General features: G+C 70.2%; 20 protein-coding genes. 3 read left to right on the forward strand and 17 right to left on the reverse strand.

Going from position 1 to position 26,723, the window contains the following annotated elements; genetic code table 11:
* Positions 1-30: 30 nt before the first annotated feature.
* The 8 genes from tmk to bldG form a co-directional block, all read right to left on the reverse strand.
* Positions 31-3,465: a dTMP kinase gene (gene tmk, locus LK06_RS13985; protein ID WP_086083329.1), complete on the reverse strand. Its 3,435-nt coding sequence runs from the start codon at positions 3,463-3,465 to the stop codon at positions 31-33.
* Between the two features lie 138 nt (positions 3,466-3,603).
* Positions 3,604-6,462, reverse strand: coding sequence for a type I DNA topoisomerase (gene topA / locus LK06_RS13990; protein ID WP_039649491.1), 2,859 nt, complete (start codon positions 6,460-6,462; stop codon positions 3,604-3,606).
* A gap of 268 nt (positions 6,463-6,730) precedes the next feature.
* Positions 6,731-6,928: a hypothetical protein gene (locus tag LK06_RS13995; RefSeq protein WP_039651214.1), complete on the reverse strand. Its 198-nt coding sequence runs from the start codon at positions 6,926-6,928 to the stop codon at positions 6,731-6,733.
* 437 nt (positions 6,929-7,365) lie between these two features.
* Positions 7,366-8,886 (reverse strand): N5-glutamine methyltransferase family protein, encoded by a 1,521-nt coding sequence (locus LK06_RS14000; RefSeq protein WP_039651216.1) that lies wholly within the window; start codon positions 8,884-8,886, stop codon positions 7,366-7,368.
* Positions 8,887-9,065: 179 nt separating this feature from the next.
* Complete coding sequence (locus LK06_RS14005; protein ID WP_039651218.1) at positions 9,066-9,707, reverse strand: small secreted protein; 642 nt, start codon at positions 9,705-9,707, stop codon at positions 9,066-9,068.
* A gap of 196 nt (positions 9,708-9,903) precedes the next feature.
* The gene (locus LK06_RS14010) at positions 9,904-12,309 is read right to left on the reverse strand and encodes a sodium-translocating pyrophosphatase (protein WP_039651220.1); all 2,406 of its coding nucleotides are present in this window, start codon (positions 12,307-12,309) and stop codon (positions 9,904-9,906) included.
* A 305-nt stretch (positions 12,310-12,614) separates the two neighbouring features.
* A complete protein-coding gene (locus LK06_RS14015; protein ID WP_039651222.1) occupies positions 12,615-13,049 on the reverse strand; it encodes an ATP-binding protein in 435 nt (144 codons plus the stop codon).
* Positions 13,050-13,243: 194 nt separating this feature from the next.
* Positions 13,244-13,585 (reverse strand): anti-sigma factor antagonist BldG, encoded by a 342-nt coding sequence (gene bldG / locus LK06_RS14020; protein ID WP_010986038.1) that lies wholly within the window; start codon positions 13,583-13,585, stop codon positions 13,244-13,246.
* An 81-nt stretch (positions 13,586-13,666) separates the two neighbouring features.
* Between bldG and LK06_RS14025 the strand changes: the two genes are divergently transcribed.
* Entirely contained in the window at positions 13,667-16,252 is a 2,586-nt protein-coding gene (locus LK06_RS14025; RefSeq protein WP_078858880.1) for a DEAD/DEAH box helicase, read from the forward strand.
* A gap of 62 nt (positions 16,253-16,314) precedes the next feature.
* Here the strand turns inward: LK06_RS14025 and LK06_RS14030 are convergent, their stop codons facing one another.
* The 7 genes from LK06_RS14030 to ssd form a co-directional block, all read right to left on the reverse strand.
* The gene (locus tag LK06_RS14030; protein ID WP_052269845.1) at positions 16,315-16,764 is read right to left on the reverse strand and encodes an Rv3654c family TadE-like protein; all 450 of its coding nucleotides are present in this window, start codon (positions 16,762-16,764) and stop codon (positions 16,315-16,317) included.
* On the reverse strand, positions 16,761-17,102 hold the full coding sequence (locus LK06_RS14035; protein WP_039651224.1) for a TadE family type IV pilus minor pilin: 342 nt from the start codon (positions 17,100-17,102) through the stop codon (positions 16,761-16,763). Before LK06_RS14035 ends, LK06_RS14030 begins: the two co-directional genes overlap by 4 nt.
* A gap of 22 nt (positions 17,103-17,124) precedes the next feature.
* Complete coding sequence (locus LK06_RS14040; RefSeq protein WP_071659073.1) at positions 17,125-17,304, reverse strand: DUF4244 domain-containing protein; 180 nt, start codon at positions 17,302-17,304, stop codon at positions 17,125-17,127.
* A gap of 89 nt (positions 17,305-17,393) precedes the next feature.
* Complete coding sequence (locus tag LK06_RS14045; RefSeq protein WP_174673871.1) at positions 17,394-18,170, reverse strand: type II secretion system F family protein; 777 nt, start codon at positions 18,168-18,170, stop codon at positions 17,394-17,396.
* Positions 18,171-18,384: 214 nt separating this feature from the next.
* On the reverse strand, positions 18,385-19,236 hold the full coding sequence (locus tag LK06_RS14050) for a type II secretion system F family protein (protein WP_411572784.1): 852 nt from the start codon (positions 19,234-19,236) through the stop codon (positions 18,385-18,387).
* A 27-nt stretch (positions 19,237-19,263) separates the two neighbouring features.
* Positions 19,264-20,535, reverse strand: a complete 1,272-nt coding sequence (locus LK06_RS14055; RefSeq protein ID WP_078858879.1) for a TadA family conjugal transfer-associated ATPase — start codon at positions 20,533-20,535, stop codon at positions 19,264-19,266.
* The gene (gene ssd, locus LK06_RS14060; RefSeq protein ID WP_039651229.1) at positions 20,532-21,629 is read right to left on the reverse strand and encodes a septum site-determining protein Ssd; all 1,098 of its coding nucleotides are present in this window, start codon (positions 21,627-21,629) and stop codon (positions 20,532-20,534) included. Before ssd ends, LK06_RS14055 begins: the two co-directional genes overlap by 4 nt.
* 603 nt (positions 21,630-22,232) lie before the next feature.
* Between ssd and LK06_RS14065 the strand changes: the two genes are divergently transcribed.
* The gene (locus LK06_RS14065; protein WP_039651231.1) at positions 22,233-23,060 is read left to right on the forward strand and encodes an HAD family hydrolase; all 828 of its coding nucleotides are present in this window, start codon (positions 22,233-22,235) and stop codon (positions 23,058-23,060) included.
* 436 nt (positions 23,061-23,496) lie between these two features.
* Here the strand turns inward: LK06_RS14065 and LK06_RS14070 are convergent, their stop codons facing one another.
* Complete coding sequence (locus tag LK06_RS14070) at positions 23,497-24,321, reverse strand: Fic family protein (RefSeq protein ID WP_039651233.1); 825 nt, start codon at positions 24,319-24,321, stop codon at positions 23,497-23,499.
* A gap of 144 nt (positions 24,322-24,465) precedes the next feature.
* Between LK06_RS14070 and LK06_RS14075 the strand changes: the two genes are divergently transcribed.
* On the forward strand, positions 24,466-25,446 hold the full coding sequence (locus LK06_RS14075) for an ATP-binding protein (protein ID WP_174673872.1): 981 nt from the start codon (positions 24,466-24,468) through the stop codon (positions 25,444-25,446).
* A 3-nt stretch (positions 25,447-25,449) separates the two neighbouring features.
* Here the strand turns inward: LK06_RS14075 and LK06_RS14080 are convergent, their stop codons facing one another.
* On the reverse strand, positions 25,450-26,715 hold the full coding sequence (locus LK06_RS14080; RefSeq protein WP_039651234.1) for a polysaccharide deacetylase family protein: 1,266 nt from the start codon (positions 26,713-26,715) through the stop codon (positions 25,450-25,452).
* Positions 26,716-26,723: the final 8 nt, after the last annotated feature.

Consider the following 26,723-nt stretch of genomic DNA (forward strand, 5'->3'; position numbering starts at 1 on the left):
AGGCTGCGGCGCGAAGGGCCGGGGCCGGCGTCAGCCGCGCCGCCCCCGCCCCCGCCCGCGGGGCCCGCGGCCCTGGTCCTCGTCGTGCTCGGCATGCGCCGGCTCGTCGTACGACCCCAGCAGCTCGTCGGCCAGCGTCGGAAGGTCATCGAGTGGGGTCTCCTCAGCCCAGTCGGGGCGCGGCCGGCGGCGAGGCGTGCCGTCGGCGTCGATCCGCGGCATCTCGCGGGTACGGTCCTCGGAGCCGTCGGGACCCGCGGCGGTCTGCTCGTCCCGGAAGAAGCCGGGCGGTACCCGGTCCGCCGAACCAGGATCTTCATGCGGTACGGATGACGCGGCCGGCACGGACGGCAGTACGGCGGTCTCATCGGCTGCGCCCGGCACCACCGGTGGCAGCACGGCCGTCTCCTCGGCGGGATCGGCGGCGTCGGCGGGGACCGGCGGAAGGACCGCGGTCCGCTCTGCCGCGCCCTGCGGCACCGCAGACGGCACCGCAGACTCGCCGGCCGGTCCGGAGAAGACCTGCGGCTGCGGGAGCTCGGCGGTGACCTCGGAGTCGGAACCCGAGTCCCGGGTCTCCTCGACGGACCCGCCACGCTCCTCGCGCACCGGACGCAGCAGGGTCGTCTCACCCATGCCGGGCTCACGGCCGCCGGACGTTCCTCCGTCCGACTCATGACCGTCCGAACCGTGCGCGTCCGACGCACGGCCGCCCGGCTCACGCGCGCCCGGGGAAACGACCGGCGTGGGAACCGTCACCGCCTCGGGCGTCCCGGTCGGCGCGGTCGGCCGGGGTTCACCAGGCCTGCGGGCAGCCACGTCGGCCGCCGCCGCGGCCTCGGCCGCCTGCCGGCGGGCCTCCTCGGCACGCAGCAGCGCCTCCTCGGCCTTGCGCTGCGCCTGAAGGCGCCGGGCTTCCTCCTCGGCCCGCAGTCTGGCCTGCCGGGCCTCCTCCTCCGCGCGCAGCCGGGCCTCCTCCTCGGCCTGCTTGCGGCGGCGCTCCTGCTCGGCCTGCCGACGGGCCTCCTCCTCAGCCCGGGCCTTCTCCTCGGCTAGCAGCCGCTGCCGTTCCTGCTCCGCACGCTGGCGCGCTGCCTCGGCCCGCTGCCGGGCCTCCTCCGCCTGCCGTTCGGCCTCGCGCCGCTGCACCTCCTCCAGCTCGCGCCGCTTGCGCTCTTCCTCCTCGGCACGAAGCTTGGCGAGCTGCTCCTGGCGCTCGCGCTCCAGTCGCTCCTCCTCGGCCTTGCGCGCGGCCTCCTCCTCGGCCTTGCGGCGCGCTTCTTCCTCGGCCTTCTTCCGCGCCTCCTCCCGGGCCCGGATCTCGGCCTCGGACAGCGGCAGCACGATGTCCAACCGGTGCCGGATCACCGTAGTGACGGACTCCGGTTCCTGCCCCGCGTCCACGACGAGGTAGCGGCCGGGGTCGGCGGCGGCCAGCGTGAGGAATCCGGCGCGCACGCGTGCGTGGAACTCCGCCGGCTCCGACTCCAGCCGGTCCGGCGCCTCGGTGAACCGCTCGCGGGCGGTATCCGGGGAGACGTCCAGCAACACGGTGAGGTTCGGGACGAGCCCGTTGGTCGCCCACCGGTTGATGCGGGCGATCTCGGTCGGGGACAGATCGCGACCGGCGCCCTGGTAAGCGACGGACGAGTCGATGTAGCGGTCCGAGATGACCACCGCGCCGCGCTCCAGGGCCGGGCGCACGACGGTGTCGACGTGCTCGGCGCGGTCGGCGGCGTACAGCAGTGCCTCCGCACGGTGCGAAAGGCCGGCCGAGGACACGTCCAGCAGGATCGACCGCAGCCGCTTGCCCACCGGGGTGGCACCGGGCTCGCGGGTGAGCACGACCTCGTGGCCCTTGGCGCGGATCCACTCCGCAAGGGCCTCGGCCTGGGTGGACTTGCCGGCGCCGTCACCACCCTCCAGGGCGATGAAGAAGCCGGTGCCCGCCGGTGCTTCGACCGGGTCGTCGCCGCCGAGCAGCGCGTCCTTGAGGTCCTGCCGCAGCGGAATGCCGGACCGGTCGTCGACCTTGGCGAGCACCAACGCGGCCACCGGCAGCAGTAGCGCCCCGACCAGCATGAGCGTGAAGGAGGCGCCGCCGTGCGCGAAGACGAACCGGCCGTTCTCCAGCCGGTGCCGGCCGATCAGCCCCGCGACGACGGGTGCGACCAGCACGCCGAACGCCATGAAGACCCGTACGACCGCGTGCAGGTGCTCGGTGTTGCGCGCTCTGCGGTAGTCCTCGGTCTCCTGGTCGAGGAGCGCGTGCCCGGTGTTGGCGGCCACGCCCGCACCGATGCCGGCCAGCGTGACGATCAGCAGCACCGTGGTGACGTCCGGGACGAGTCCGGCGGACAGCAGGGCGATGCCGGTGAAGGCGATCGCGAGGGCCAGGAGTCTGCGGCGGGAGAGCGAGGGCAGCAGTGCGGGCGCCGTACGGATGCCGACGGCGACGCCGCCGGTCAGGCCCAGCACCAGAAGGCCGTAGAGGACAGGTCCACCGCCCAGGTCCACGGCGTGCAGCACGCAGACAGAGACGGCGGCGGCGATGGTCCCGGCCACGGCGGCACAGGCCACGATCAGCAGCGGGATCGCACCCGTGCGGCCCTTGTCCACGCCGGCACCGGTGTGCGGACGGCGCAGGCCCTCCAGCGGCGACCGTGCACGGGGGGTCCGCGTGCCGGGCAGTTCGAGGAAGGGCAGCACGGACAGGGAAGCCGAGAACAAGCCCGCGGCCACATACGCGCCGAGGGCGGCCTGATGCTGATCGAACCAGGCCACGCCCGTGCCCAGCAGGTTGTTCAGCAGGGCGGCGGCGACCAGCACGGCCGCGGCCAGCGGGACGGCCAGGAAGTTGGTGCGCAGCGTCAGCCGGCGCAGGGCGTCCAGGTGGTCCGGCAGCGGTCGCACCGTCGCGCCTTCCAGGGGCGGGGCGGGCAGCAGGGCGGGGGCCGCGCTCTCCCGGCACATCGTCCAGAGCCGCTCGGCCGCGCCGGCGACGAAAGCGGTGACGAGCAGGACGACGAACGCGTTGTCAGGGGTCCAGTCGATCCACAGGGGGGCGACGACCAGCAGCACAGCGCGCAGTCCGTCGGCGCCGACCATGGTCCAGCGGCGGTCGAGCGGACCGTCGTAAGCAGTGAGCGTGGCCAGCGGTCCGAAGAGGACGGCGCCGAAGAGCAAGGTGGCGAGGACGCGTACGGCGAAGACCGTCGCCACCGCGAACGCCACGCCCCGGTACCCGCCGCCGAACGTGCCCTCGACGATCGCCGCCTGGAGGACGAGAACGACCAGTACGAGGAGTGCGAGGGCATCACCGACACCGCTCACCAGCTGTGCGCTCCACAGGCGCCTCAGCTGCGGTCGGCGCAACAGGGAACGAACGGCGCGTTCGCGGGAGTCGACGACCAGTGCGTCGTCCGGTGATGGGGTGTGGGCCGTTGGCTGCTCGGCTCGCGTCATGCGTTCAGCCTATCCGCAGCGACGCACACCACGCCCCGCATGGCCGGACGCGAGCGCCCCGACACCGAGGTGGTGCCGGGGCGCGTGGTGCGAAGCCGGGCAGCGGAGCCGCAGGCGGTCGTCCGGCCCGGGAGCCGGTCAGTCCTTTGTGCCGGACGCCGCCGCCCTCGAAGCCGTCGCCTTCTTGGCGGTGGTCTTCTTGGCGGTGGTCTTCGCGGTCGTCTTCTTCGCGGTCGTCTTCTTCGCGGCAGTGGTCGTCTTCTTCGCCGTGGTCTTCTTGGCCGCGGTCTTCTTCACCGGGGCGGTCTTCTTGGCCGCCGCCTTCTTCGTGGTCTTCTTGGCGGGCCCCTTCGCGCGCTTCTCGGCAAGCAGCTCGAAGCCGCGCTCCGGGGTGATCGTCTCCACGCTGTCGCCGGCCCGGAGGGTCGCGTTGGTCTCGCCGTCGGTGACGTACGGTCCGAAGCGGCCGTCCTTGACCACGACCGGCTTGCCGGAGACCGGGTCCTCGCCCAGCTCCTTCAGCGGCGGCTTGGCGGCCGCACGACCGCGCTGCTTGGGCTGGGCGTAGATCGCCTGGGCCTCCTGCAGCGTGATCGTGAAGAGCTGTTCCTCGGACTGCAGCGAGCGCGAGTCGGTGCCCTTCCTCAGATACGGGCCGTAGCGGCCGTTCTGCGCGGTGATCTCCACGCCGTCGGCGTCGGTGCCGACGACGCGCGGCAGCGACATCAGCCTGAGCGCGTCCTCGAGCGTGACCGTGTCCAGTGACATGGATTTGAAGAGGGAGGCCGTGCGTGGCTTGACCGCGTTCTTCCCGGTCTTGGGGGTGCCCTCGGGGAGGACCTCCGTGACGTACGGGCCGTAGCGGCCGTCCTTGGCGACGATCTGGTGGCCGGTCTCCGGGTCGGTGCCCAGCTCGAAGTCGCCGCTCGGCTTGGCCAGCAGTTCCTCAGCCAGTTCGACGGTCAGCTCGTCCGGCGCCAGGTCGGCGGGGATGTCAGCGCGCTGGTGCTGCTCGGTGTCCTTCTCTCCGCGCTCGATGTAGGGCCCGTAACGGCCCACCCGGAGCACGATGTCGTTGTCCACCGGGAACGACGACACTTCACGCGCGTCGATCGCGCCCAGGTCGGTGACCAGCTCCTTGAGACCGCCGAGGTGGTCCCCGTCGCCGTTGCCGGCGTCGGCCGCGCCGCCCGTCACCGTGCCCTCGCCGAAGTAGAAACGCTTCAGCCACGGCACAGCCTTGGCCTCGCCGCGGGCGATGCGGTCGAGGTCGTCCTCCATCCTGGCGGTGAAGTCGTAGTCGACGAGCCGCCCGAAGTGCTTCTCCAGGAGATTGACGACGGCGAAGGACAGGAAGGACGGGACGAGTGCCGTGCCCTTCTTGAAGACGTAGCCCCGGTCGAGGATCGTGCCGATGATCGACGCGTACGTCGACGGGCGGCCGATCTCGCGCTCTTCCAGCTCCTTGACCAGGGAGGCCTCGGTGTAGCGGGCCGGGGGCTTGGTGGCGTGGCCGTCGACCGTGATGTCCTCGGCGGACAGCGCGTCGCCCTCGGTGACCTGCGGCAGCCGGCGCTCGCGGTCGTCCAGCTCGGCGTTCGGGTCGTCAGCGCCCTCGACATAGGCCTTCAGGAAGCCGTGGAAGGTGATCGTCTTCCCGGAGGCGCTGAACTCCACGTCCCGGCCATCGGTAGCGGTGCCGCCGATCTTCACCGTCACGCTGTTGCCGGTCGCGTCCTTCATCTGAGAGGCGACGGTCCGCTTCCAGATCAGCTCGTAGAGCTTGAACTGGTCGCCGGTCAGACCGGTCTCGGCCGGGGTGCGGAACCGGTCGCCCGAGGGGCGGATCGCCTCGTGGGCCTCCTGCGCGTTCTTCACCTTCGCGGCGTAGGTGCGCGGCTGCGGAGGCAGGTAGTCGGTGCCGTACAGCTGTGTGACCTGGGCCCGGGCCGCGGCGATGGCGGTGTCGCTCAGTGTCGTGGAGTCCGTACGCATGTACGTGATGTAGCCGTTCTCGTACAGCTTCTGCGCGATCTGCATGGTCGCCTTCGCGCCGAAGCCGAGCTTGCGGCTGGCCTCCTGCTGCAGCGTCGTCGTACGGAACGGGGCGTACGGCGAACGGCGGTACGGCTTGGACTCGACGGACCGCACGGAGAAGCGGGTGTTCTCCAGGGCGGCGGCGAGGGCGCGGGCAGCTGCCTCGTCGAGGTGGAGGGTGTTCGCGCTCTTGAGCTGTCCCAGGGAGTCGAAGTCGCGGCCCTGCGCGACCCGCCTGCCGTCTACGGTCTGCAGGCGGGCGATCAGCGACGACGGATCCGAGGAATCCCCGGCGCGACCGGTCGCGAAGGTGCCCGTCAGGTCCCAGTACTCGGCGGAACGGAAAGCGATGCGCTCACGTTCCCGCTCGACGACGAGCCGGGTCGCGACGGACTGGACACGGCCGGCCGACAGGCGCGGCATGACCTTCTTCCACAGGACCGGCGACACCTCGTAGCCGTAGAGGCGGTCGAGGATGCGGCGGGTCTCCTGGGCGTCGACCAGCTTCTGGTTGAGCTGGCGCGGGTTGGCTACCGCCTCGCGGATCGCGTCCTTGGTGATCTCGTGGAACACCATCCGCTTGACCGGGATCTTCGGCTTGAGGACCTCCTGGAGGTGCCAGGCGATCGCCTCGCCCTCCCGGTCCTCATCGGTGGCGAGGAAGAGCTCGTCGGAGTCCTTGAGGAGATCCTTGAGCTTCTTGACCTGCGCCTTCTTGTCGGCGTTGACCACATAGATCGGCTGGAAGTCGTGGTCGACATCCACACCGAGGCGGCGGACCTCGCCGGTGTATTTCTCGGGCACCTCGGCGGCACCGTTGGGAAGGTCACGGATGTGCCCGACGCTCGCTTCGACTACGTAGCCGGGGCCGAGGTAGCCCTTGATCGTCTTCGCCTTGGCAGGCGACTCGACGATGACGAGTCGGCGGCCGCCCTGTGCGGTCTCGCTGGTCGGGGACAACTTCGCTCTTCTCTCCGGTCGACGCTGGGGCCTCCCCAGGCCTTAGTCCCGGGGTCGCGGCGTGCTTCTGGCGCGTGTGACGCTGCGGAGTGTGACGGTACATCCCGCTCCCGTGTCAAACGGGAAAAGCCCACAACGGCCACTCGAACGGTAACCCGACTACCACCGTTCCTGCCGCCCGGAGTACCCGGAGATCCCGCAGTCCGTGTCCGGAGCGTGACGCTCCCCTTACTCCCGGGACATCATCGCGAGAGTGCGTACCCCGGCGTCAGAGGCGGGTCAGGCAGTACCCGCCGAGGGCCAGAGCAACGGCCCCGGCCGCACCCGCCAGGGCGACCGATGCGATCCGACTCACACCCTGGGCCACCGGCTCGCCGCACCACACACGCACCCCCGTCCAGACCAGCAGAGCACCTCCGAACAGGGCGAACACCAGTCCCGCGAAGATCGCCGACACATTCTCCATCCCCGCCCCGCCCCTTCCGCGCGTTCCGCGCCCCACGATCCTGCCCGGCGCCGGGAGGGTGCCACGCAGGAGAGGCCGGCGGGCGACATCGGGGTGAACGGAAGGCCACCCCGCCATCGAATATATGTACGAAGAATCCTGGTCCGGGGCCTGCATGCATATTTTTCCGGCCGTTTTCCCGTCGGCCTTCCCGACCACTTCCGGACCACCTCCACGGACGGCGTTCCCGGTGCGGGACTGTCCCGGGTTCCGTCACCGGTCCGTCACCGGTCCGCCGGGCTTCGCCGGTGGCGTGCGCCGTCGGCGAAGGCCCGGGCGCGGCTACGGCAGCGCGGCCTTCCGGACCACGACACCCGCCCGGGCGCGGTTCCGCGGGCGTCGGTCACCGCGACCGCGCGCCGACCCACCCGTGCGCCCCGGCGCACGCACCGGCCGGCTCATCCCAACGGCTCCAGGAAGCCCTGCTCCACCAGCAGCCGGATCTGTGCGGGGGTGCGGTCGCGGAGGAGGACCGGGTCCTCGCCGACCAGCTGGGCGATGGCGTCCAGGATGCGGCCCGCGCTCAGCGTCCCGTCGCACACCCCCGCGAACCCGGCGCCGACCGTGTCCACCTTCGTGGCCCGGCGCATCCCGCGGTGCTGGCGCAGCACGACATGCTCGGGGTCCTCGGCGCCGGGCAGCCCGACCTGTTCCTGGACCACCTCGGCCGCGAGCCTGAAGTGACTGTCCAAGAGCGCCGCGTCGTCGTGCTCCCGGAGGTAGTCGAGGCGCTCGAAGTGCGCACGGATCTCGCCCCCCAGAGGCTGCTCGACCGGGTGCGGCCACTCCTCCACCATGACTGCGGGCTCGGTGGAGCCGGTCCTTCGCAGCGTGATCCAGCCGAAGCCGACCGCCTTGACCTTGCGCGCCTCGAACTCGTCGAGCCAGGCGTCGTAATGCGCCTGGTACTCCGCCGGGTCCCCGCGGTGATCACCGCCGTCCCTGAGCCACAACTCGGCGTACTGCGTGACGTCCTGCACCTCACGCTGCACGATCCAGGCGTCGCACCCGCGCGGGACCCACGCTCTGAGCCTGTCCTGCCAGTCCTCCCCTGCCACGTGCTGCCAGTTGGCGAGGAACTGCGCGAACCCGCCCTCGTTCAGCCGTTCCCCTGCCTGCTGAACGAGCGAGCGGCACAGATCGTCCCCGCCCATGCCACCGTCGCGGTAGGTCAGCCTGGCACCCGGGGAGATCACGAACGGCGGGTTGGACACGATGAGGTCGAACCTCTCGTCGTCCCCGACCGGCTCGAACAGTGAGCCCTCGCGCAGGTCGGCGGTGGGCGCCCCGGAAAGCGCGAGCGTGAGGGCGGTGATGTGCAGCGCGCGCGGGTTGAGGTCGGTCGCGGTCACCCGCGTGGCGTGCTGAGCGGCGTGCAGCGCCTGGATGCCGGAGCCGGTACCAAGGTCCAGTGCGGAGTCCACCGGCGTGCGGACGGTGATTCCGGCGAGGGTCGTGGAAGCACCGCCGACACCGAGGACGACCTCTTCGTTCCGCTGCCCGATTCCGCCCGCGCCGCCGACCGCGCAGCCGAGGTCCGAGACGATGAACCAGTCCTCGCCGCCGGGACCGCCGTACGGTCTCACGTCCACGGTGGCGGCCACCTCCGCGCCGCCGACACGGGTGAGCCAGCCGGCCTCCAGGGCCTCCTCGGCAGGCAGCACGGCAGCCACGCGGGCGTGCGGCACCGGCTGCTGGAGCAGGAACAGCCGCACAAGCGTCTCCAGCGGCGTGTCGCCACGAGTCGCCCGCAGGGCGGGCACGGTCTCGCTGCGGGCGAGCGCCGCGTACGCGGGGGCGCCCAGCAGGTCAAGCAGCCCGTCGGCAGTGAAGGCGGCGGTCAGCAGCGCCTTTCGTAGGCGCGCGGCCGTCTCGGGCCGGTCGGAGGCGGGCAGGGGTGCGAGTCCGGAGTCAGTCACGCCCCCATTGTGGCCCGCGGTGGCCCGGGCAGTGGTCTCAGCACGCCCTCTGGCAGCGCCGACCGGCCACGCCTGGCGCCGCGAACGGGAGTGCCAAGCCGACCACGGCACACGCAGCGAACCGCGCCGCCGAACGGACCTCCGGACAGGATCAGGCCCGGACCGGAACGCGGCGCACCTCAGCCCGTCATGGCCCCGGTCGTCGAGCTCGCCGAAGGTGATGTGGCCGAGGCGTCCTTCTTGCAACTGGCCTGCTCGGCGATCGCGTCCTCGACCTCGCCCTGCTGCAGCTTCTGCAGCGCATCGATGCTGCTCTGGTGCTTCTTCTCCAGCTCCGTCATCTGCGCGGCGACATCGTGCAACTCCGATGCGAACTTCGCCTGGTTCTTGGTGTCCAGCTCGTCGACCTTCTTCTTGAGGTCCGCGTACGAGACGCTGAGACTGTTGAAGCTCTTCACCACGTCCTGCTGCCGCTGGGCACCGCCCTCGACGCCGGGAGGCGCGCCGGCTCCGCTGATCGCGACGGCGATCGCCTTGTAGCCGTCGGACATGTCCTGGAAGGCCTGGGAGTCGGTCTTCTGGAGAGTTTCGGGTTTGCCGGCGGCGGCGGTCGTGCTGATCGCCGCGTTCGCCGCCTTGATCTTCGCGTTCTGGGCGGGCACCGCGTCGCACACCGACTTGGCCCAGGCCACCAGCTTGGGATCGGGCCCCTTGTCGCCGCTGTTGCTGCTGCTGGTGCATCCCGACAGTGCCACTACCAGTACCGCACCGCCGGACAGCGCGGCCGCGAGCTTCTTGTTCACCGGATCGGTCCCTTCCATGGCTCTCGGGCCCCGGACCCTACACGGCGGACACAACGCCTCCCTACACCGTACGTCCCTTAAATCACCTTTCATCGAGCTATATACCACCGAGAGAGAATGCTCACGACGTGGGTGAGCCCACACGGCGAGCGGGCGGGCGGCACGTCAGTTCGCGCCGTCCGCCCGCCCGTTGTGCAGGCCTTCGCGAGGTGGTCTACGAAACCACCGCCGCATCCGTTGAGTTAGCGATCCGCTCACTTCTCTCGTCGTCCCCGACGGAGATCCCGCGCCGTTTGGAGATGTACACGGCGACGACGATCACCAAGAGCGCGAGGATCGCGATCCCGATCCGCACCCAGAGGTTCTTGTCATGGCCGTAGGAGAACTTGATCACTGCGGGCGCAATGAGCAGGGACACCAGGTTCATGACCTTCAGCAGCGGGTTGATCGCCGGTCCGGCGGTGTCCTTGAAGGGGTCACCGACGGTGTCGCCGATCACCGTGGCGGCATGGGCCTCGCTGCCCTTGCCTCCGTAGTGGCCGTCCTCCACCAGCTTCTTGGCGTTGTCCCAGGCACCGCCGGAGTTGGCGAGGAACACCGCCATCAACGTGCCCGCACTGATCGCGCCGGCAAGGTAGGCGCCGAGTGAGCCGACACCGAGGGTGAACCCGATGAAGATGGGCGCCATGACGGCGAGCAGACCTGGCGTGGCCAGCTCCCGCAGGGCGTCCTTGGTGCAGATGTCGACGACCTTGCCGTATTCGGGCTTCTCACTGAAGTCCATGATCCCGGGCTTCTCACGGAACTGCCGCCGCACCTCGAACACCACCGCACCCGCCGAACGCGACACGGCGTTGATGGCCAGTCCGGAGAAGAGGAAGACGACCGCGGCACCCGCGATGAGGCCGACGAGGTTGTTGGGTTGCGAGATGTCCAGGGACAAGCTCAGCGGCGCACCCGGCCCGGTGAGCTTCTCCCCGACGTCCTGCACATTGGTGGTGATCGCGTCGCGGTACGACCCGAACAGCGCCGATGCGGCAAGGACAGCGGTCGCAATGGCGATGCCCTTGGTGATGGCCTTGGTGGTGTTGCCGACCGCGTCCAGGTTGGTGAGCACCTGGGCACCCGCGCCCTCGACGTCGCCGGACATCTCGGCGATGCCCTGCGCGTTGTCGGAGACCGGGCCGAAGGTGTCCATGGCGACGATCACACCGACCGTGGTGAGCAGGCCGGTGCCGGCCAGGGCCACCGCGAACAGCGCCAGCATGATCGACGTGCCGCCGAGCAGGAACCCGCCGTACACGCCGAGCCCGATGAGCAGGGCGGTGTAGACGGCGGATTCCAGGCCCACCGAGATACCGGAGAGGATGACGGTGGCCGGGCCCGTGAGGGAGGTCTTGCCGATGTCCCGGACCGGGCGGCGGCTGGTTTCCGTGAAGTAGCCGGTCAGTTGCTGGATGACGGCGGCGAGCAGGATGCCGATGGCCACCGCGACCAGGGCCAGGATGCGCGGGTCGCCGTCCTTGCCCTTGATGGCCGCGTCAGTGACGCCGTCGAGGTCGGAGTACTTCGCCGGCAGATAGACGAAGACCGCGACCGCGACCAGCACGAGGGAGATCACCGCCGAGATGAAGAAGCCGCGGTTGATCGCAGACATGCCGCTCCGGTCGGTGCGCCGCGGAGCGACGGCGAAGATACCGATCATCGCCGTGATCACGCCGATGGCGGGCACCAGGAGTGGGAAGGCGAGCCCGGAGTCACCGAAGGCGACCTTGCCGAGGATCAGCGCGGCCACGAGGGTGACGGCATACGACTCGAACAGGTCGGCCGCCATGCCCGCGCAGTCGCCGACGTTGTCGCCCACGTTGTCGGCGATGGTCGCGGCATTGCGCGGATCGTCCTCCGGAATGCCCTGTTCGACCTTGCCGACCAGGTCGGCGCCGACGTCAGCGGCCTTGGTGAAGATTCCGCCGCCCACTCGCATGAACATGGCGATCAGGGCGGCACCGAGACCGAAGCCCTCCAACACCTTCGGCGCGTCGGCCGCGTACACCAGCACCACACAGGAGGCGCCCAGCAGGCCTAGCCCCACCGTGAACATGCCGACGACACCGCCCGTACGAAATGCGATCTTCATCGCGGTGTGCGAGACGGCGGTGAGATCTTTTTCCGGTTCGCCTTCGCCCGGAGTGGCTTCCCGGGCCGCGGCGGCGACGCGCACGTTGCTGCGCACGGCGAGCCACATACCGATATAACCGGTGGCCGCCGAGAACGTCGCACCGATCAGGAAGAACACTGAGCGTCCGGCACGCTGATTCCAGTCGTCCGCGGGCAGCAGCATGAGCAGGAAGAAGACCACGACGGCGAATACGCCGAGCGTGCGCAGCTGCCTGGCGAGATACGCATTGGCACCTTCCTGGACCGCCTCGGCGATCCGCTTCATGCGGTCGGTACCCTCGCCCGCCGCCAGCACCTGGCGCACCAGGATCCCCGCGACCACCAGCGCGGCCAGAGCGACCGCCACGATGACGGCCACGATGATCCGGTTGGCGTCGGTCAGGACCGCGGCTGCGAGAGTTGTGGGGTGAACCAACTGATGAGGGGTAGAAAGCCCCGCCATTCGTCCTCCTTGACGCTTGGGCTGAGCTCAAGATGTGGACGGATTGTAGGTACCCCTGAGTGATCCCAACAGAGCGCGGTAAGCGGAATTGGCCCACCCACGCTCTTCAGCAAATGATCGAGGTCACGCCATGGAACCCGAAAGCGGTAATGCCTCAAAGGCATTGACGACCGCATTGACGCTTGATCAAATTATCGGGCTATTGATCGTGAATTCCTTCACGAATTCCGGGAGGTCCGGTTCGACGCCGGAAAAACAGGACGAGGGCCCTGCTCAGCAGGGCCCTCGTGAGGTTGCGCGACAGCTCAGAGGAGTGCTGCGGCCGGCGGGGTGGTGGGCCAGGTCATGCGGATGAGACCGCCGTTCTGCCCGGCGGTGACCTCCACGTCGTCGACCAGACCGCTGATCACCGCGAGGCCCATCTCGTCCTCCTCGGCCTCCCCCTCACCATCCTGCCCCGCGCCGGGCGTGTCGCCGCCCACAGTCGCGTGCGGGGCCTCGTCTCCGACCTCGATGGAGAACTGTTTCTCCTCCTCGATCAGCGCCACCTTCACAGGCGCCGTGATACCGCCGTTCTGATGCAGCCCGACGGCACGGGAACAGGCCTCGCCCACGGCGAGGCGGACCTCGTCCAGGACGGCCTCGTCCACCCCGGCCCTGCGCGCCACTGCTGCCGCCACCAACCGGGCGGTCCGGACGTGCTCGGGCAGCGCGCTGAAGCGGAGTTCGACGGTGGCCATGCATCCCCCTCGCGACTACGGGCGTGCGATCGGGGGCGGAGCCGCAGTGAGCCCGCCCCCCTGCTGTACTTCTGTTCTCCGGACCGTTTCAGTAGCCCGGAACCGGACCGGCCGACGCAGGGGCCATCGGCGCACGGCGGAACCGACCGGCGCCGGGCGACCAGAAGCAGCCCAGCGCCGACCACCGGTCACGGTCAGTCGGTGGCCGCCACCGCTTCCTCGACCGAGGTGTGAATCGGGAACACCTTGGTGAGGCCGGTGATACGGAAGATCTTGAGAATGCGCTCCTGGTTGCAGACCAGGCGGAGCGAGCCCTCGTGGGCACGCACTCGCTTCAGGCCGCCGACCAGCACGCCAAGCCCGGTGGAGTCCAGGAAGTCCACGCCTTCCATGTCGACGACAAGATGGAAATTGCCGTCGTTCACCAGCTCGACCAGCTGCTCACGCAGCTTGGGCGCGGTGTATACATCGATTTCGCCACCGACCTCGACGACCGTACGATCGCCGACGGTACGGGTCGACAGAGACAGGTCCACGGATCCTCCAGCACCTTGCTATCGAGCGGTCGCCCCTCGGGCACCTCGGCTTACGGCCCCCAGGACGCATCGCCAGCCGCGATGGCATTCAATCACTTACTGGCAGGCGTGCACGACGCCTTGGCTCCATTGTCCTTCACGCCGGTGACACACTCGGTCCCGATGGCCAAGAATCACCGAACCGATCGGCCCCCGGCTGACCCGGCATCCAGCCCGTCCCCGGACATGATCCTGGACCGGCTCGCCTCCGGGCCGAGCCGGTCTGCGCGCATCACTCATACGGAGCACTTGCCCCCGCGTGCGGGTCGCCATGCCGTCTGGCCTGACCGGATTCGGTCAGAGGTGATCGCTGCCGTCCAGGCGTGCGGCATTGAGCACCCGTGGACACACCAGGCACTGGCCGCGGAGCACGCCCTGGACGGCGACTCGGTGATCGTTGCCACTGGAACGGCCTCCGGGAAGTCCCTCGCCTACCTCGTGCCGGTTCTGTCCGCCCTCCTCGACGGTGCAGAGTCATCCAACCGGCGGGCGCGGCAGCACGAAGCACTTCCACGGGACGGCGGCGTGCGGCGGCCTGCCGGACGCGGCGCCACAGCCTTGTATCTGGCCCCCACCAAGGCGCTCGCTGCGGATCAGTGCCGGTCGGTGAAGGAGCTCTCCCAACCGCTGGGCAGCGCGGTGCGCCCAGCGGTCTACGATGGCGACACCCCTTTCGAGGAACGTGAGTGGGTCCGCCAGTACGCCAACTACGTCCTGACCAATCCGGACATGCTGCACCGCGGGATACTCCCTTCCCACCCGCGCTGGTCCTCCTTCCTGAAATCGCTCCGATACGTCGTCATCGACGAGTGCCACACCTACCGGGGTGTCTTCGGTTCGCACGTCGCCCAGGTGCTGCGCCGTCTGCGGCGCCTGTGCACCCGCTACGGCGCCTCGCCCGTCTTCCTGCTGGCCTCGGCAACCGCCGCCGAGCCGTCGGTCGCCGCACGCCGGCTCACCGGACTGCCCGTGGTCGAGGTCGCCGACGACGCCTCCCCGCGCGGCGAACTCGTCTTCGCCCTGTGGGAGCCGCCGCTCACCGAATTGCACGGCGAGAAGGGTGCGCCCGTACGGCGTACTGCCACCGCCGAAACCGCCGACCTGCTGACCGACCTCACCGTGCAGGGTGTGCGTTCCGTGGCCTTCGTCCGGTCCCGGCGCGGCGCCGAGCTGATCGCGGTGATCGCCCAGGAGAAACTGGCTGAGGTCGATCGCTCTCTGATCCGGCGTGTCGCGGCCTATCGCGGTGGCTACCTCCCCGAGGAGCGCCGCGCTCTGGAACGTGCTCTGCACTCCGGAGAACTGCTGGGCCTAGCTGCCACGACCGCCCTGGAGCTCGGAGTGGACGTCTCCGGCCTGGACGCGGTGGTGATCGCGGGCTATCCGGGCACGCGCGCCTCCCTGTGGCAGCAGGCAGGCCGGGCCGGCCGCTCCGGGCAGGGCGCCTTGGCGGTCCTCGTGGCCCGCGACGACCCGCTGGACACCTATCTCGTGCACCATCCCGAGGCCCTGTTCGACCAGCCGGTGGAGTCCACGGTCCTCGACCCCGACAACCCCTACGTCCTCGCCCCGCACCTGTGCGCCGCCGCCGCGGAACTCCCGCTGGCCGAGGAGGATCTCGACCTCTTCGGCCCCACCTGCGCGGACGTGCTGCCGCAACTGGAGGCTGCGAAGCTGCTCCGCAGGCGGACGACGGCCTGGCACTGGACACGCCGGGAGCGGGCCGCCGACCTGACCGACATCCGCGGCGCGGACGGCCGCCCGGTCCAGGTCGTCGAGGCCGGCACTGGCCGGCTACTCGGCACGGTGGACGCGGGAGCAGCACACTCCACGGTCCACGAGGGTGCTGTCCACCTGCACCAGGGCCGGACCTACCTGGTCCGCCACCTGGATCTGGAGGATTCGGTCGCCCTGGTCGAGCAGGCCGACCCGCCGTACTCGACGGTCGCACGCGACACCACGTCGATCTCCGTCCTGGAGACGGACATCGAGATTCCCTGGGGCTCCGGCCGCCTCTGCTTCGGCTCCGTGGAGGTCACCAACCAGGTGGTCTCCTTTCTTCGCAGGCGCCTCATCACCAGTGAAGTGCTGGGCGAGACCAAACTCGACCTCCCTCCTCGTAGGCTGCGCACGCGTGCAGTGTGGTGGACGGTCACCGAGGACCAGTTGGACGAGGCCCGGATCAGCCCGGAGATCCTCGGTGGCTCCCTACACGCCGCCGAGCACGCCTCAATCGGCATGCTGCCCCTCTTTGCGACCTGTGACCGCTGGGACATCGGCGGGGTCTCCGTCCCGCTGCATCCGGACACCCTGCTCCCGACCGTCTTCGTCTACGACGGCCACCCCGGCGGCGCGGGCTTCGCCGAGCGTGCCTTCCACACCTCCCGCGCCTGGCTCACCGCCACCCGTGAGGCCATCGCCTCCTGCGAGTGCGACGCCGGCTGCCCGTCCTGCATCCAGTCGCCCAAGTGCGGCAACGGTAACGATCCGCTGCACAAGAGGGGGGCGGTACGACTGCTCACGGTGCTCTTGCGGGGAGCACCGGCGGGGCCGGCGGAGGAGGACACCCAAGAGCGCTCCACGAAGGCTGCGAGGAGCCAGGAGGACACCCGGGAAGACCTCAGGTGAGCCTTAGGAGGACGAGCGCGGACCGGCTCTGGGGGCGAGCCCCTCGGTCCTGAGCCGGGGCACTACCGGTGCCCCGCTCCGCTCGCGGACGGTACAGGTGTCCTGCCCGTACGCGCGGAGGGCCATGACTCACCCCCACTGGGAATGAGCTTCACGGGCCCCGCCGGCCCCGCTCTCGCCCGCACCTCCGCCGTGAACAGCCCTCCTCCCGACGCCGCCGTCAGGTCCGAAGTCTCGCCGACGATCGTGCATCGCTCCAGCCGTACTCTCTGGGCCGCCGCCACCCGTTCCGCACGGGCGCAGGCCTTCGCGCTTCCCTCGGCCCAGTGGTCGGCCGCTGCCAGCGCCGCCAGATCAGCACCGCCGGCCGCTCGGTGCCGGACGATGGCGGCCTGTCCGAGCGCCAGTAAGGTGCCGAACACTACGCACAGCACCACGATCGCCCCCAGGCTCCAAACGGTGGCGGAACCCCGGTCGGAATTCGGCAGGCCGTGCGCCTGACCACGCGTCACGGCTCTCCCCCCTTCGGCGCCCCCACGGTTTGCTCGGCCAGTGCCACAGCCTCCTCACGCATCTCGAAGGGCAGCCCGCCCAGCAGCGGCGGCCTGGCCACCACCGTCACCCGGACCAGGTCGCCGTCGCGCCCCACCGTCACCCGCGCCCCGCGCGGCGCGGTCTGCCGCGTCACCGCCCTCACTGCTTCAACCGGGTCCTGTCGGGCGGCGGCCCGGGCGCCCGTGCGGGCAGCGTCCACGCACTGGATCCGGGCGGCCGCCGCCAGCAGCCCCCAGACCAGTGCCATGGTGAACGCCACCAACACGCAGAGCACGACGGCCGCCTCGGCGGTCACGAATCCCCGATCCCCCTGACGCTCACATCCGCGCACTGAGGGCCTTCTCCACAATCCCCTGCAGCTCCGCCTTGACCTGGCCACTGGTGACCACCTCATAGAGCAGCAGCGCGAAGCCGACGGCGGCGATGATCCCCATCGCGTACTCGGACGTCACCATCCCAGCGTCCCGACGACACACTCCCCGTAGCCGTTGCGTCATTTTCTTGATCTTCTGATTCACACCAACCCCCTTGGAGTTCACGTTCGTTGTCCTTTTCGGACTTCTGCAACCAGCCACTGTCGGGCGCCTCACCCCCCTCCCATCGCACCGCCCGCCAGCCCGATCACGACAGGCAGCACCCCGACGGCGATGAAGGCGGGCAGGAAGCACAGGCCCACCGGCGCGGAGATCAGTACGGCGGCCCGACGCGCCCGGGCCGTCGCGGCCCGTGTCCACTCCGCACGCGCGTCCGAGGCGAGGCGGGCGACCGGACCGGCCGCAGGCACCCCTGACTCATCCGCCCGCTCCAGCAGCTGGGCCAGGCCTCCGGCACCGGGCAGTGAGGCCAACAAGCGCCAGGCGCGGGCCGGTTCACCCCCGAGGCGCACCTCGGCCGCCCCCTGGGCCAGTGCTTGCCCCACGGGGCCGCCGATGGCCTCCCCCACCGCCTGGGCGGCAATCACCGGACCGGCGCCAGCCGAAATGCAGGCCGCCAGCAGGTCGGCCGCCAGGGGAAGTTGGCGTGCTGCCTTGGCAGTGTCAATCTCCTCCGGGCGACCCGCCGCCGACTGGTGGTCCCGCCATCGCCACAGCACGGCGCCCGCGCCGAACCCCAGCAGGACCCCGGTGACTCCGCCCACCAGCGCCCAGACACCGCACGCCGCGCCGGTCGGCAGCAGCCACCGCCGGGCCGCACCCGGCACCTCGAATCGGGCTCTGGGCACGGGCGCTCCCCGGCCCAGCAGCCGGACCACCCGGTGCCGTGTCCGGCGGCGGCGCACCATCACCAACCGCCGGACAGCCCAGGCAAGGGCCAGCAGCACGCCCCCGGTCATCCCCAGCCTGTGGATGACGTCTCCGCTCATACCGCATGCCTCCCATGTGCCGAACAACTCGCTGTGTCCGGGTCACCCGGACCACCACCTCGATCGCCCCCCTCGTCCCTCGGTCGTCTGGTCCCTCACCGACCCACCCGCGCCGCGTACGCCCCCGACCGGAAGGGAGACCACCCGCTGCTCCTGGTGTCCTGGCCCTGCCCGGGCCCACGCGCTCCGTCCTCCGCCCCCACACGCTCCGTCCTCACCCCGATGCCGCTCCGCGCACGATCCGAACGGCCCACCACGTCCCTGCCGCTTCAAGCACCAGCCCGGTGGTCAGACAGCCGAGGCCGACTCCGGTGTGCAGCAGTACGCGCAGCGGATCGGCGCCCATGGCGGCGCCAAGGAGCAGTCCGAGAACAGGCAGGATGGCAAGCAGCAGGGCTGTGGCCCTGGCTCCCGCCAGCTGGGCGCGAAGGTCGGCGCGTTGGTCCCGCTCGGCGCGCAGGGCTCCGTCCAGCCGGTCCAGGCCGGCCGCGAGCCCCGCTCCCCGGTCGACGGCCACCCGCCAGTACGCGGCCAGTCCGAGCAGGCCCTCGGCGCCCGGCTCCCGGGCCGCAGCGGCCAGCGCACAAGGGACGTCACCGCCGAACCGCGCCGCCGCAATCACGGCTGCCCGTGCGTCGCCGAGGCCACCGGAATCCCGTGCCGCCCGCAGCAGCGCTGCGCCCGGCTGCCGTCCCGCATGCACCTCCCCGGAGAGCACCCCACACAGGGTGATCACCGCGTCCGCCCGTCGCTCGTGGGCGAGGCGGGCCTGTCCGGCAAGCCGCACCCGGCGCAGCACCGCCACGCCGGCCGCTCCCGCGACGATCGGAATCACCGAAGTGCCCAGCAGTGCGAGCAGCAGCCCTGCCCCAAGCGCCCACCACTCGGCCCCCAAACGGCCGCGCAGCCGCCGCAGCACACCGAGGGTCTGCTCCCATGAGGGCGGACCTGTGGGGACCACCCCACCACCGGCGAGCAACAGCCGCGCCCGCCGTGCCCCGTAGTGCCGTTCACCGAGCCACCAGGCCGTCGCACCCAGGCACATCAGCGCGACCGCCATGAACATCTCTCCCGTCACTTCCCTCACCTCTGCTCACTCGCTCCCTGACTCATCCGCGTCCGGGAAGCACCGAACCCACCCGCGCCGGCCGATCCCCACTGGTCCACAGATGTCACCCGCATCCCCGAACCCGCCCGAGGCGCCGAGCAGTTGCCGCAGCCGTTCCCAGCCGCTCTCCCGTGTGAAGGCCCGCTCGGCCCAGCGCAGCGCCGGCACCGTCCGCACCAGACCCGTGGCGTCCCTCTCCAGAACGTGCACTTCGGCGATCCGGCGCTGTCCGGACCGGTCCCGAACGAGGTGCAGCACGACCGAGAGGGCGGCCGCCAGCTGGCTGTGCAGCGCAGCCCGGTCGAGTCCGGCGGCGGTGGCCAGCGCCTCCAGGCGGGCTGGTACATCCGCGGCGGCATTGGCGTGGACCGTGCCGCTGCCGCCTTCATGGCCGGTGTTGAGAGCCGCGAGCAGGTGCACTACCTCGGGGCCGCGTACTTCCCCGACCACCAGCCGGTCGGGCCGCATTCGCAGCGCCTGCCGGACCAGGTCCTCCAGCGTGACCAGGCCGGCGCCCTCCTGGTTGGCCGGCCGGGTCTCCAGCCGGACCACATGCGGGTGGTCCGGTCGCAGCTCGGCGGAATCCTCAGCGAGCACAATGCGTTCGCCCGGTCCGACCAGGCCGAGCAAGGCACTGAGCAGAGTCGTCTTGCCACTTCCGGTGCCGCCGCTGACGAGGAAGGACAGCCGGGCCGTCAGCAGAGCCCGCAGAATGCCGTCGCCGCCCGGTGGCACGGTGCCGGCCGCCACCAGTTCCTCAAGGGTGAACGCCCGGGGCCGCACCACTCGCAGGGACAGGCAGGTGGAGCCGACCGCTACCGGGGGCAGCACAGCATGGAGCCGGGTGCCATCGGGCAGCCGGGCGTCCGCCCAGGGGCGGGCGTCGTCCAGGCGGCGTCCGGCCACGGCAGCCAGCCGCTGCGCAAGACGTCGAACAGCCGCCGCGTCGGGGAAGGCCACCGGGGTCAGTTCAAGGCCACCGCCACGGTCCACCCATACCCGGTCCGGGGCGGACACCAGGACATCGGTGACCTGCGGGTCGGCCAGCAGCGGCTCCAGCGGGCCGGTGCCGACGAGTTCGGACCTGAGGCGTTCGGCCGCGCCGAGGACTTCAGCATCGCCGAGGACCCGGCCCTGTTCGCGTAATGCCTGGGCGACGCGCGCCGGGGTGGGATCGGCGCCGCTCTCGGCCAGTCGGCGCCGGACGCCGTCGAGCAGGGCCGCGCCGTCGGCCGGGTGGACTCCGGGGAGCGTCATCGGGTGCCTCCCACTTCGACGAGCGCGCGTTCCCAGAAGTTCACGCAGAAGCGGACGAGCGGGCCGCGGCCGCTCGCACCAGGCGGTTTGGCACCGGCGCGCGGACGCAGCAGTGCCGGTTCGACCGGGACCTCGCCGACCAGCGGCAGGCCCAGCAACCGGGCCACCTCCAGGTCATCCAGGCCGGGCGCGTACGGCCCGCGGACCGCCACCCGCACATCGCGTACGACCATGCCGACGGCGGACGCCACCCGTCCGGCGGCCGCGACCGCCCGCAGTTCGGCGGGGACGACGAGCAGGGCCAAGTCAAGCTGAGCGAGGGCTTCGGTGACTCCGTCGTCGAGGCGACGGGGCAGATCGACCACGACCGCGCCACCGCGCCGTCTGGCGGCGGCGAGCACCGCGCGCACCGCCTGGGCCGGAATGCCCGCGCAGTCGCCCCGGTCCCAGCTGAGCACCCGCAGCGCATGCAGTTCCGGCAGCGACTCCTCCAGGGCTCCTCCGCCGACCCGTCCGCGGGAGGCGGCGAAGGCGGGCCAGCGCAGCCCTTCGGCGCTCTCGCCCCCGAGGAGTACATCGAGTCCGCCGCCGAGCGGATCGGCGTCCACCAGCAGGGTGCGCAGTCCCTCGCGCGCGGAGGTGATGGCGAGCGCGCAGGCGAGGGTGGATGCACCGGCCCCGCCCCGGCCACCGATCACGCCGACAGTGAGGGCTGGACGGCCCACTCCCTCCGCGACGTCGGCGATGCGGTCAACCAGCCACTGCTCACCGTCCGGGAGCATCAGGACATGATCGGCACCGATCTGGACGGCTCGTTTCCACACCTCCGAGTCGTCCTGGTCACGGCCGACGAGCACCACCCCATGACGTCGTGTGGCACCGCGTACGCGGCCTGCGGCGTCGTCACCGACCAGCACGAGCGGAGCCGTCTCCCAGCCGCCGCCGTGATCCGGCACGCCGTGGTGGACCTCCGGTGTCGCGCCCGCGGCAGCGCACAGGCGCAGCAGGTCGTCCAGGAGTCCAGCGTCCTCAGTGACGATGAGCGGCCGGCCTCCGGCACCGGGCGGCGGGTCGTGGGTGAGGGTTCCGGTCATGTGCGCTCCCCCTTCGCTGGGTGTTCCGCGCAGCACCTGCGGCCACGCGATTAACAAAGATGTGAAGAACCGGCGCGCGGCCTCCATATGAACAGCCGATAAGAACCGGCCATACCCGCTCGAACATTCGGAACCGGCCATGAACTCGACGCTGTCCGGAACGTGCTGGAATCACGGTGCAGCGATCCTCGAAATCGTGTGGATCTTGGTCGAAAACTGTGGACAAGTCAGAGGCTGTGGATATCGGCTTCACCCATACCGGTGACTGCCGTACTAGCCCGTGTACGACTTCCGCAGCGCAGTGCGATGATTACCAGGAGTAGCAGATCATGGACATGCCGATTAGGCCCCAGGCCGGCGCGGCATCGATCGCACAGCCCACCGAAGAAGACCCTCAGCAGAGGGGGGAAGTAAGAAAACCCACCCGGACATGCGACGACCCCCGCCGGGGGGGAGAGCGGGGGTCGTCCCCACGGCCGACTCGGGGGGGAGGAGCCGGACCGGGTTAGCACGGTCGCGAACGATCCGTGACTTCCATGGTGTACCCGAGAGCCCTCTCAGGCAAACCCACGCGCCCCACCTTACGCCGAATGGTGGGCGCCTATGCTCAAGGACGTGGAAAACCACTCCTTGCCTCGCGCAGCAGCCTTCTTCGACCTGGACAAGACGGTCATTGCGAAGTCGAGCACACTCACCTTCAGCAAGTCCTTCTACCAAGGCGGGCTGATCAACCGCAGGGCCGCACTGCGTACCGCATATGCCCAGTTCGTCTTCCTGGCCGGTGGCCTGGATCACGACCAGATGGAGCGCGTACGCGAGTATCTGTCGGCCTTGTGTCGCGGTTGGAATGTCCAGCAGGTGCGGGAGATCGTCGCCGAAACCCTGCACGATCTGATCGACCCGATCATCTACGACGAGGCCGCCTCCCTCGTCGAGGAGCATCACATGGCCGGCCGGGACGTGGTGATCGTGTCCACCTCGGGCGCCGAGGTCGTCGAGCCGATCGGTGAACTGCTGGGCGCGGACCGGGTGGTGGCCACGCGCATGGTCGTCGGCGAGGACGGCTGCTTCACCGGGGAGATCGAGTACTACGCCTACGGTCCGACCAAGGCCGAGGCGGTCAGGGAACTGGCCCTGTCCGAGGGCTACGACCTCGACCGCTGCTACGCCTACAGCGACTCCGCGACCGATCTGCCCATGCTCCAGGCAGTCGGGCACCCGCACGCGGTGAACCCGGACCGCGCACTGCGCCGCGAGGCAAACGCACGCGGGTGGCCGGTTCTTGAGTTCCGTCGCCCGGTACCGCTCAAGAAGCGGCTGCCCACGCTCTCCGTCCCGCCGCGCCCGGCGCTGGTGGCAGCAGCGGCCATAGGCGCAGCGGCTGCCACCGCCGGCCTCGTCTGGTACGCCAGCCGGCGCCGTAGTGCCTGATCAGAGTCCGGTTCACCCCGCTTGAAGGCAAAGGTAAAGAAATGCAGGCAAGGGTTCCGCTTGTTCCCGACTTGCAGTAGAAAGAATTCAACGGCCCGCGCGACCAAAGGACATCCGAGAGGATCCCCTAGCGCTACGCACTTGGCCCACGGACCCAGCATGGACACCGGGCACCCACGCGACGTCGACCCGTCGATTACGGGCCAGCCGCACCAGGTGACGGGCAAAGCACCCCGACCTGATGGGCAACATTTCGAGGACGCTTGGTAACCCGGTGGACATGCCAGCGGCGGTACGAGCTCTCGTACCGCCGCAACCTTGTTCGCTCCCCGCGCACGCGTCCTCTTCGCGTCCGACGGCGCACGCCCGCCGGATACGGGACAGCGCACGCCCCGGCTCCGCCGGACACCATCACCCCAGCCGGGAGCGCGATGCCTCAGGCCGCGCCGCGCTGGAGCGCCTCACACACCGCCGTCGATTCGCGAACGCCCAGCTCGACCGCCCGGCCGCAGTGAACGATCCAACCCGCCATGCCCTCGGGGGTACCGGAGACGTATCCGTCCAGTGCGGCCAGGTAGGAGGCTCGACCCAGTTCGGCGTGGCCGACCTCCGCCGGACAGACCGCCTTCGGATCCAGCCCACTGCCGATCAGCACGATCCGCTCGGCCGCACGCGCAACCAAACCGTTGTAGGAGACGAAGGGCCGCAGCGCGAGCAGCTCGCCGTGCACCACGGCGGCCGTCACCAGCGCGGGCGCGGAGGTCCCCGCAATGATCAGGTCCGCCAGCCCCTCAAGTCGGGCGGAGACCTCCTGGGCATCGGGCAGCTGCCGCTCGACGAGCGGCTCGTCCACCACCTCACCGGCCTGACGCGGCCTGCCGACCTGCTCCTCCTGGCTGGCCGCAGCGACCAGGTGCAGCCGCGCGAGCACCCGCAGCGGCGTCTGCCGCCAGATGGAAAGCAGCTGCCCCGCCTCGGCCGACAGCCGCAGCGCCGCACCCACGGCACGCGCCTCGGCACCGGTGCTGAAGTCGGTGCGCCGTCGCACCTCTTCCAGAGCCCAGTCCGCACCGGACAGTGCGGCCGAGCCGCGGGCCCCGCGCAAGGCCGCTTCGGAGGCGATCTCATTGCTGCGGCGCCGCATGATCCGGTGCCCGTAGACCCGGTCCACGGCCTTGCGTACGGACTCCACGGACTCGGCCACGCCGGGCAGCGCACCCAGGGCGGCAAGCGGATCGGCGGTCGCGCCTGTCGTACTCATGAGTACGACACTACGCGTCCCTTGCGGCCCGGCCGCCACCCCCCGGCGAACGTCCCGGCCACCCCGATCACCGACCCCACGAAGGAGTGGTCTTCCTCGCACGGGCCTGCACGGAAAGCCACCGAGCGGCTACGCTTCGTGAACATGAAAATTGCTTTCGTTGGGAAGGGGGGCAGCGGCAAGACCACGCTCTCCTCCCTCTTCATCCGCCATCTCGCGGCCGCCGGCGCTCCAGTGGTCGCCATCGACGCGGACATCAACCAGCACCTCGGCCCCGCGCTCGGCCTCAGCGAAGCGGAGGCGGCGGCGCTACCCGCCATGGGTGAACGACTGCCGCTGATCAAGGACTATCTGCGCGGCACCAATCCGCGCATCACCTCCGCCGCGACAATGATCAAGACGACCCCGCCCGGCGAAGGCTCACGGCTGGTCCGGGTGCGGGAACCCAACCCGGTCTACGACGCCTGCGCACGCCCCGTGGAACTCGACGGCGGTGCCGTCCGTTTGATGGTCACCGGCCCCTTCACGGACACCGACCTGGGGGTCGCTTGCTACCACTCCAAGACGGGAGCGGTGGAGCTGTTCCTGAACCACCTCGTCGATGGTCCCGACGAGTACGTCGTGGTCGACATGACGGCGGGTTCCGACTCCTTCGCCTCGGGCATGTTCACCCGCTTCGACGTGACGTTCCTCGTCGCCGAACCGACCCGGAAGGGGGTCTCCGTCTACCGCCAGTACAAGGACTACGCCCGCGACTTCGGCGTCGCCCTGAAGGTTGTCGGCAACAAGATCCAGGAACCGGACGACATCGACTTCCTGCGCACGGAGGTCGGGGACGACCTGCTGGTCACGGTCGGGCGCTCGGACTGGGTCCGTGCCATGGAGAAGGGGCACCCACCACGGTTCGACCTCCTGGAAGAGCCCAACGGCCGTGCCCTGGAGGCCCTCCGGTGCACCGTGGACGGGTCATACGAGCTGCGCGATTGGGAGCGCTACACCCGGCAGATGGTGCACTTCCACCTCAAGAACGCCGAGGCTTGGGGCAATGAGCGCACCGGAGCCGACCTGGCGGCACAGGTCGACCCCGGATTCGTGCTCAGCGAGAGTGTGGCAGCCCCGATCTGAGGTCTACTTCCCCACCGCCGGCGCCCCGGGCACCCCCTTGGGCGCCGGGGCCGGGTGGCCGGAGAGGAAGGACGCCCAGCCCTTGCGGGGCGCTTCCCCCACCTTCAGGGTGCGCAGCTTCTTCAGGGTCGCCGGGTCCTGGGCGTCCAGCCAGTCGGCGAGCTGTCGGAAGGAGACGCAGCGCACGTCAGGCTTGTTGCACACCTCCTTGACCACGTTCTCGACGGCCCGCATGTAGGTGCCGCCGTTCCAGGACTCGAAGTGGTTGCCCATGATCAGGGGCGCGCGGTTGCCGTCGTACGCCCGGTAGAAACCCTTGATCAGGCCGTCGTGCATCTGGTCGCCCCAGTAGTCGAACTTGTTGGGATCGCCCTGGGTCTCGGTGCCGGACTGGTTGACCATGAAGTTGTAGTCCATGGTCAACTGCTCATAGGTGTGCCCAGGGAAGGGCACCAGTTGCATCGACAGGTCCCACAGGCCCTCCTTCTTCTTGGGCCACACCTGGTTGTTGACTCCGCTGGAGTCATAGCGGAACCCCAGTTGACGGGCGGCCTTCATGAAGTTCTTCTGCCCTTCGAGGCAGGGGGTGCGGGCGCCGATCAGTTCCTTGTCGTAGTCGAAGGGAAGCGGCGCGGCCTGGTGCATGCCGGTGTTGGTCTTCCAGGTCTTCACGAACTGCTTGGCCTGGGAGATCTCGCTCTTCCACTCGTTTACCGACCAGGTGCCGACCCCGCCGTCGGGGCCGCAGAAATGGCCGTTGAAGTGGGTGCCGATCTCATTGCCCTCCAGCCAGGCCAGCCGTAGCTGCTTGACGGTGTCGGCGATGCCCTGCTCGTCGTTGAAGCCGATGTCGGAGCGGCCCGGCGAGTGCTGCGGCGGCCGGTACAGGTCCCGCTTCTCCTCTGGCAGCATGTACACGCCGCTGAGGAAGTACGTCATGGTCGCATGGTTCTCTTTGGAGACCTTGCGGAAGTGCGAGAACAACTTCTGGCTGTCTTCCCCCGCGCCGTCCCAGGAGAACACGACGAACTGCGGTGGCTTCTGCCCCGGCTTCAGCCGCTCGGCTCTGGGTAGATGCGGCTGAGCGCCGGTGTACGCGGTGGATCCGTCGCCGATCAACCGGACCACGCTCTTGGGGGCCGGTGCCCCCTTCTGGGGGCCAGACGCCCCTTCCTTCGAACCCTTGGAGCCGGTCGCACAACCGGCGAGCGACGCGGCACAGGCCGCGGCGACCATGGTGCCCACGGCGATCCTCTGGGTGGCGGCCATGTTCCGCC

The organism is Streptomyces pluripotens (genome assembly GCF_000802245.2).
GTDB lineage: Bacteria > Actinomycetota > Actinomycetes > Streptomycetales > Streptomycetaceae > Streptomyces > Streptomyces pluripotens.

Bases quoted from the DNA above. Each gene is read 5' to 3' on its own strand.
- tmk (WP_086083329.1), bottom strand. From the start codon at position 3,465: ATGACGCGAGCCGAGCAGCCAACGGCCCACACCCCATCACCGGACGAC.
- LK06_RS13995 (WP_039651214.1), bottom strand. From the start codon at position 6,928: ATGGAGAATGTGTCGGCGATCTTCGCGGGACTGGTGTTCGCCCTGTTC.
- LK06_RS14005 (WP_039651218.1), bottom strand. From the start codon at position 9,707: ATGGAAGGGACCGATCCGGTGAACAAGAAGCTCGCGGCCGCGCTGTCC.
- LK06_RS14010 (WP_039651220.1), bottom strand. From the start codon at position 12,309: ATGGCGGGGCTTTCTACCCCTCATCAGTTGGTTCACCCCACAACTCTC.
- LK06_RS14015 (WP_039651222.1), bottom strand. From the start codon at position 13,049: ATGGCCACCGTCGAACTCCGCTTCAGCGCGCTGCCCGAGCACGTCCGG.
- LK06_RS14025 (WP_078858880.1), top strand. From the start codon at position 13,667: ATGGCATTCAATCACTTACTGGCAGGCGTGCACGACGCCTTGGCTCCA.
- LK06_RS14040 (WP_071659073.1), bottom strand. From the start codon at position 17,304: ATGACGCAACGGCTACGGGGAGTGTGTCGTCGGGACGCTGGGATGGTG.
- LK06_RS14045 (WP_174673871.1), bottom strand. From the start codon at position 18,170: ATGAGCGGAGACGTCATCCACAGGCTGGGGATGACCGGGGGCGTGCTG.
- LK06_RS14050 (WP_411572784.1), bottom strand. From the start codon at position 19,236: ATGTTCATGGCGGTCGCGCTGATGTGCCTGGGTGCGACGGCCTGGTGG.
- LK06_RS14055 (WP_078858879.1), bottom strand. From the start codon at position 20,535: ATGACGCTCCCCGGAGTCCACCCGGCCGACGGCGCGGCCCTGCTCGAC.
- ssd (WP_039651229.1), bottom strand. From the start codon at position 21,629: ATGACCGGAACCCTCACCCACGACCCGCCGCCCGGTGCCGGAGGCCGG.
- LK06_RS14065 (WP_039651231.1), top strand. From the start codon at position 22,233: ATGCTCAAGGACGTGGAAAACCACTCCTTGCCTCGCGCAGCAGCCTTC.
- LK06_RS14070 (WP_039651233.1), bottom strand. From the start codon at position 24,321: ATGAGTACGACAGGCGCGACCGCCGATCCGCTTGCCGCCCTGGGTGCG.
- LK06_RS14075 (WP_174673872.1), top strand. From the start codon at position 24,466: ATGAAAATTGCTTTCGTTGGGAAGGGGGGCAGCGGCAAGACCACGCTC.
- LK06_RS14080 (WP_039651234.1), bottom strand. From the start codon at position 26,715: ATGGCCGCCACCCAGAGGATCGCCGTGGGCACCATGGTCGCCGCGGCC.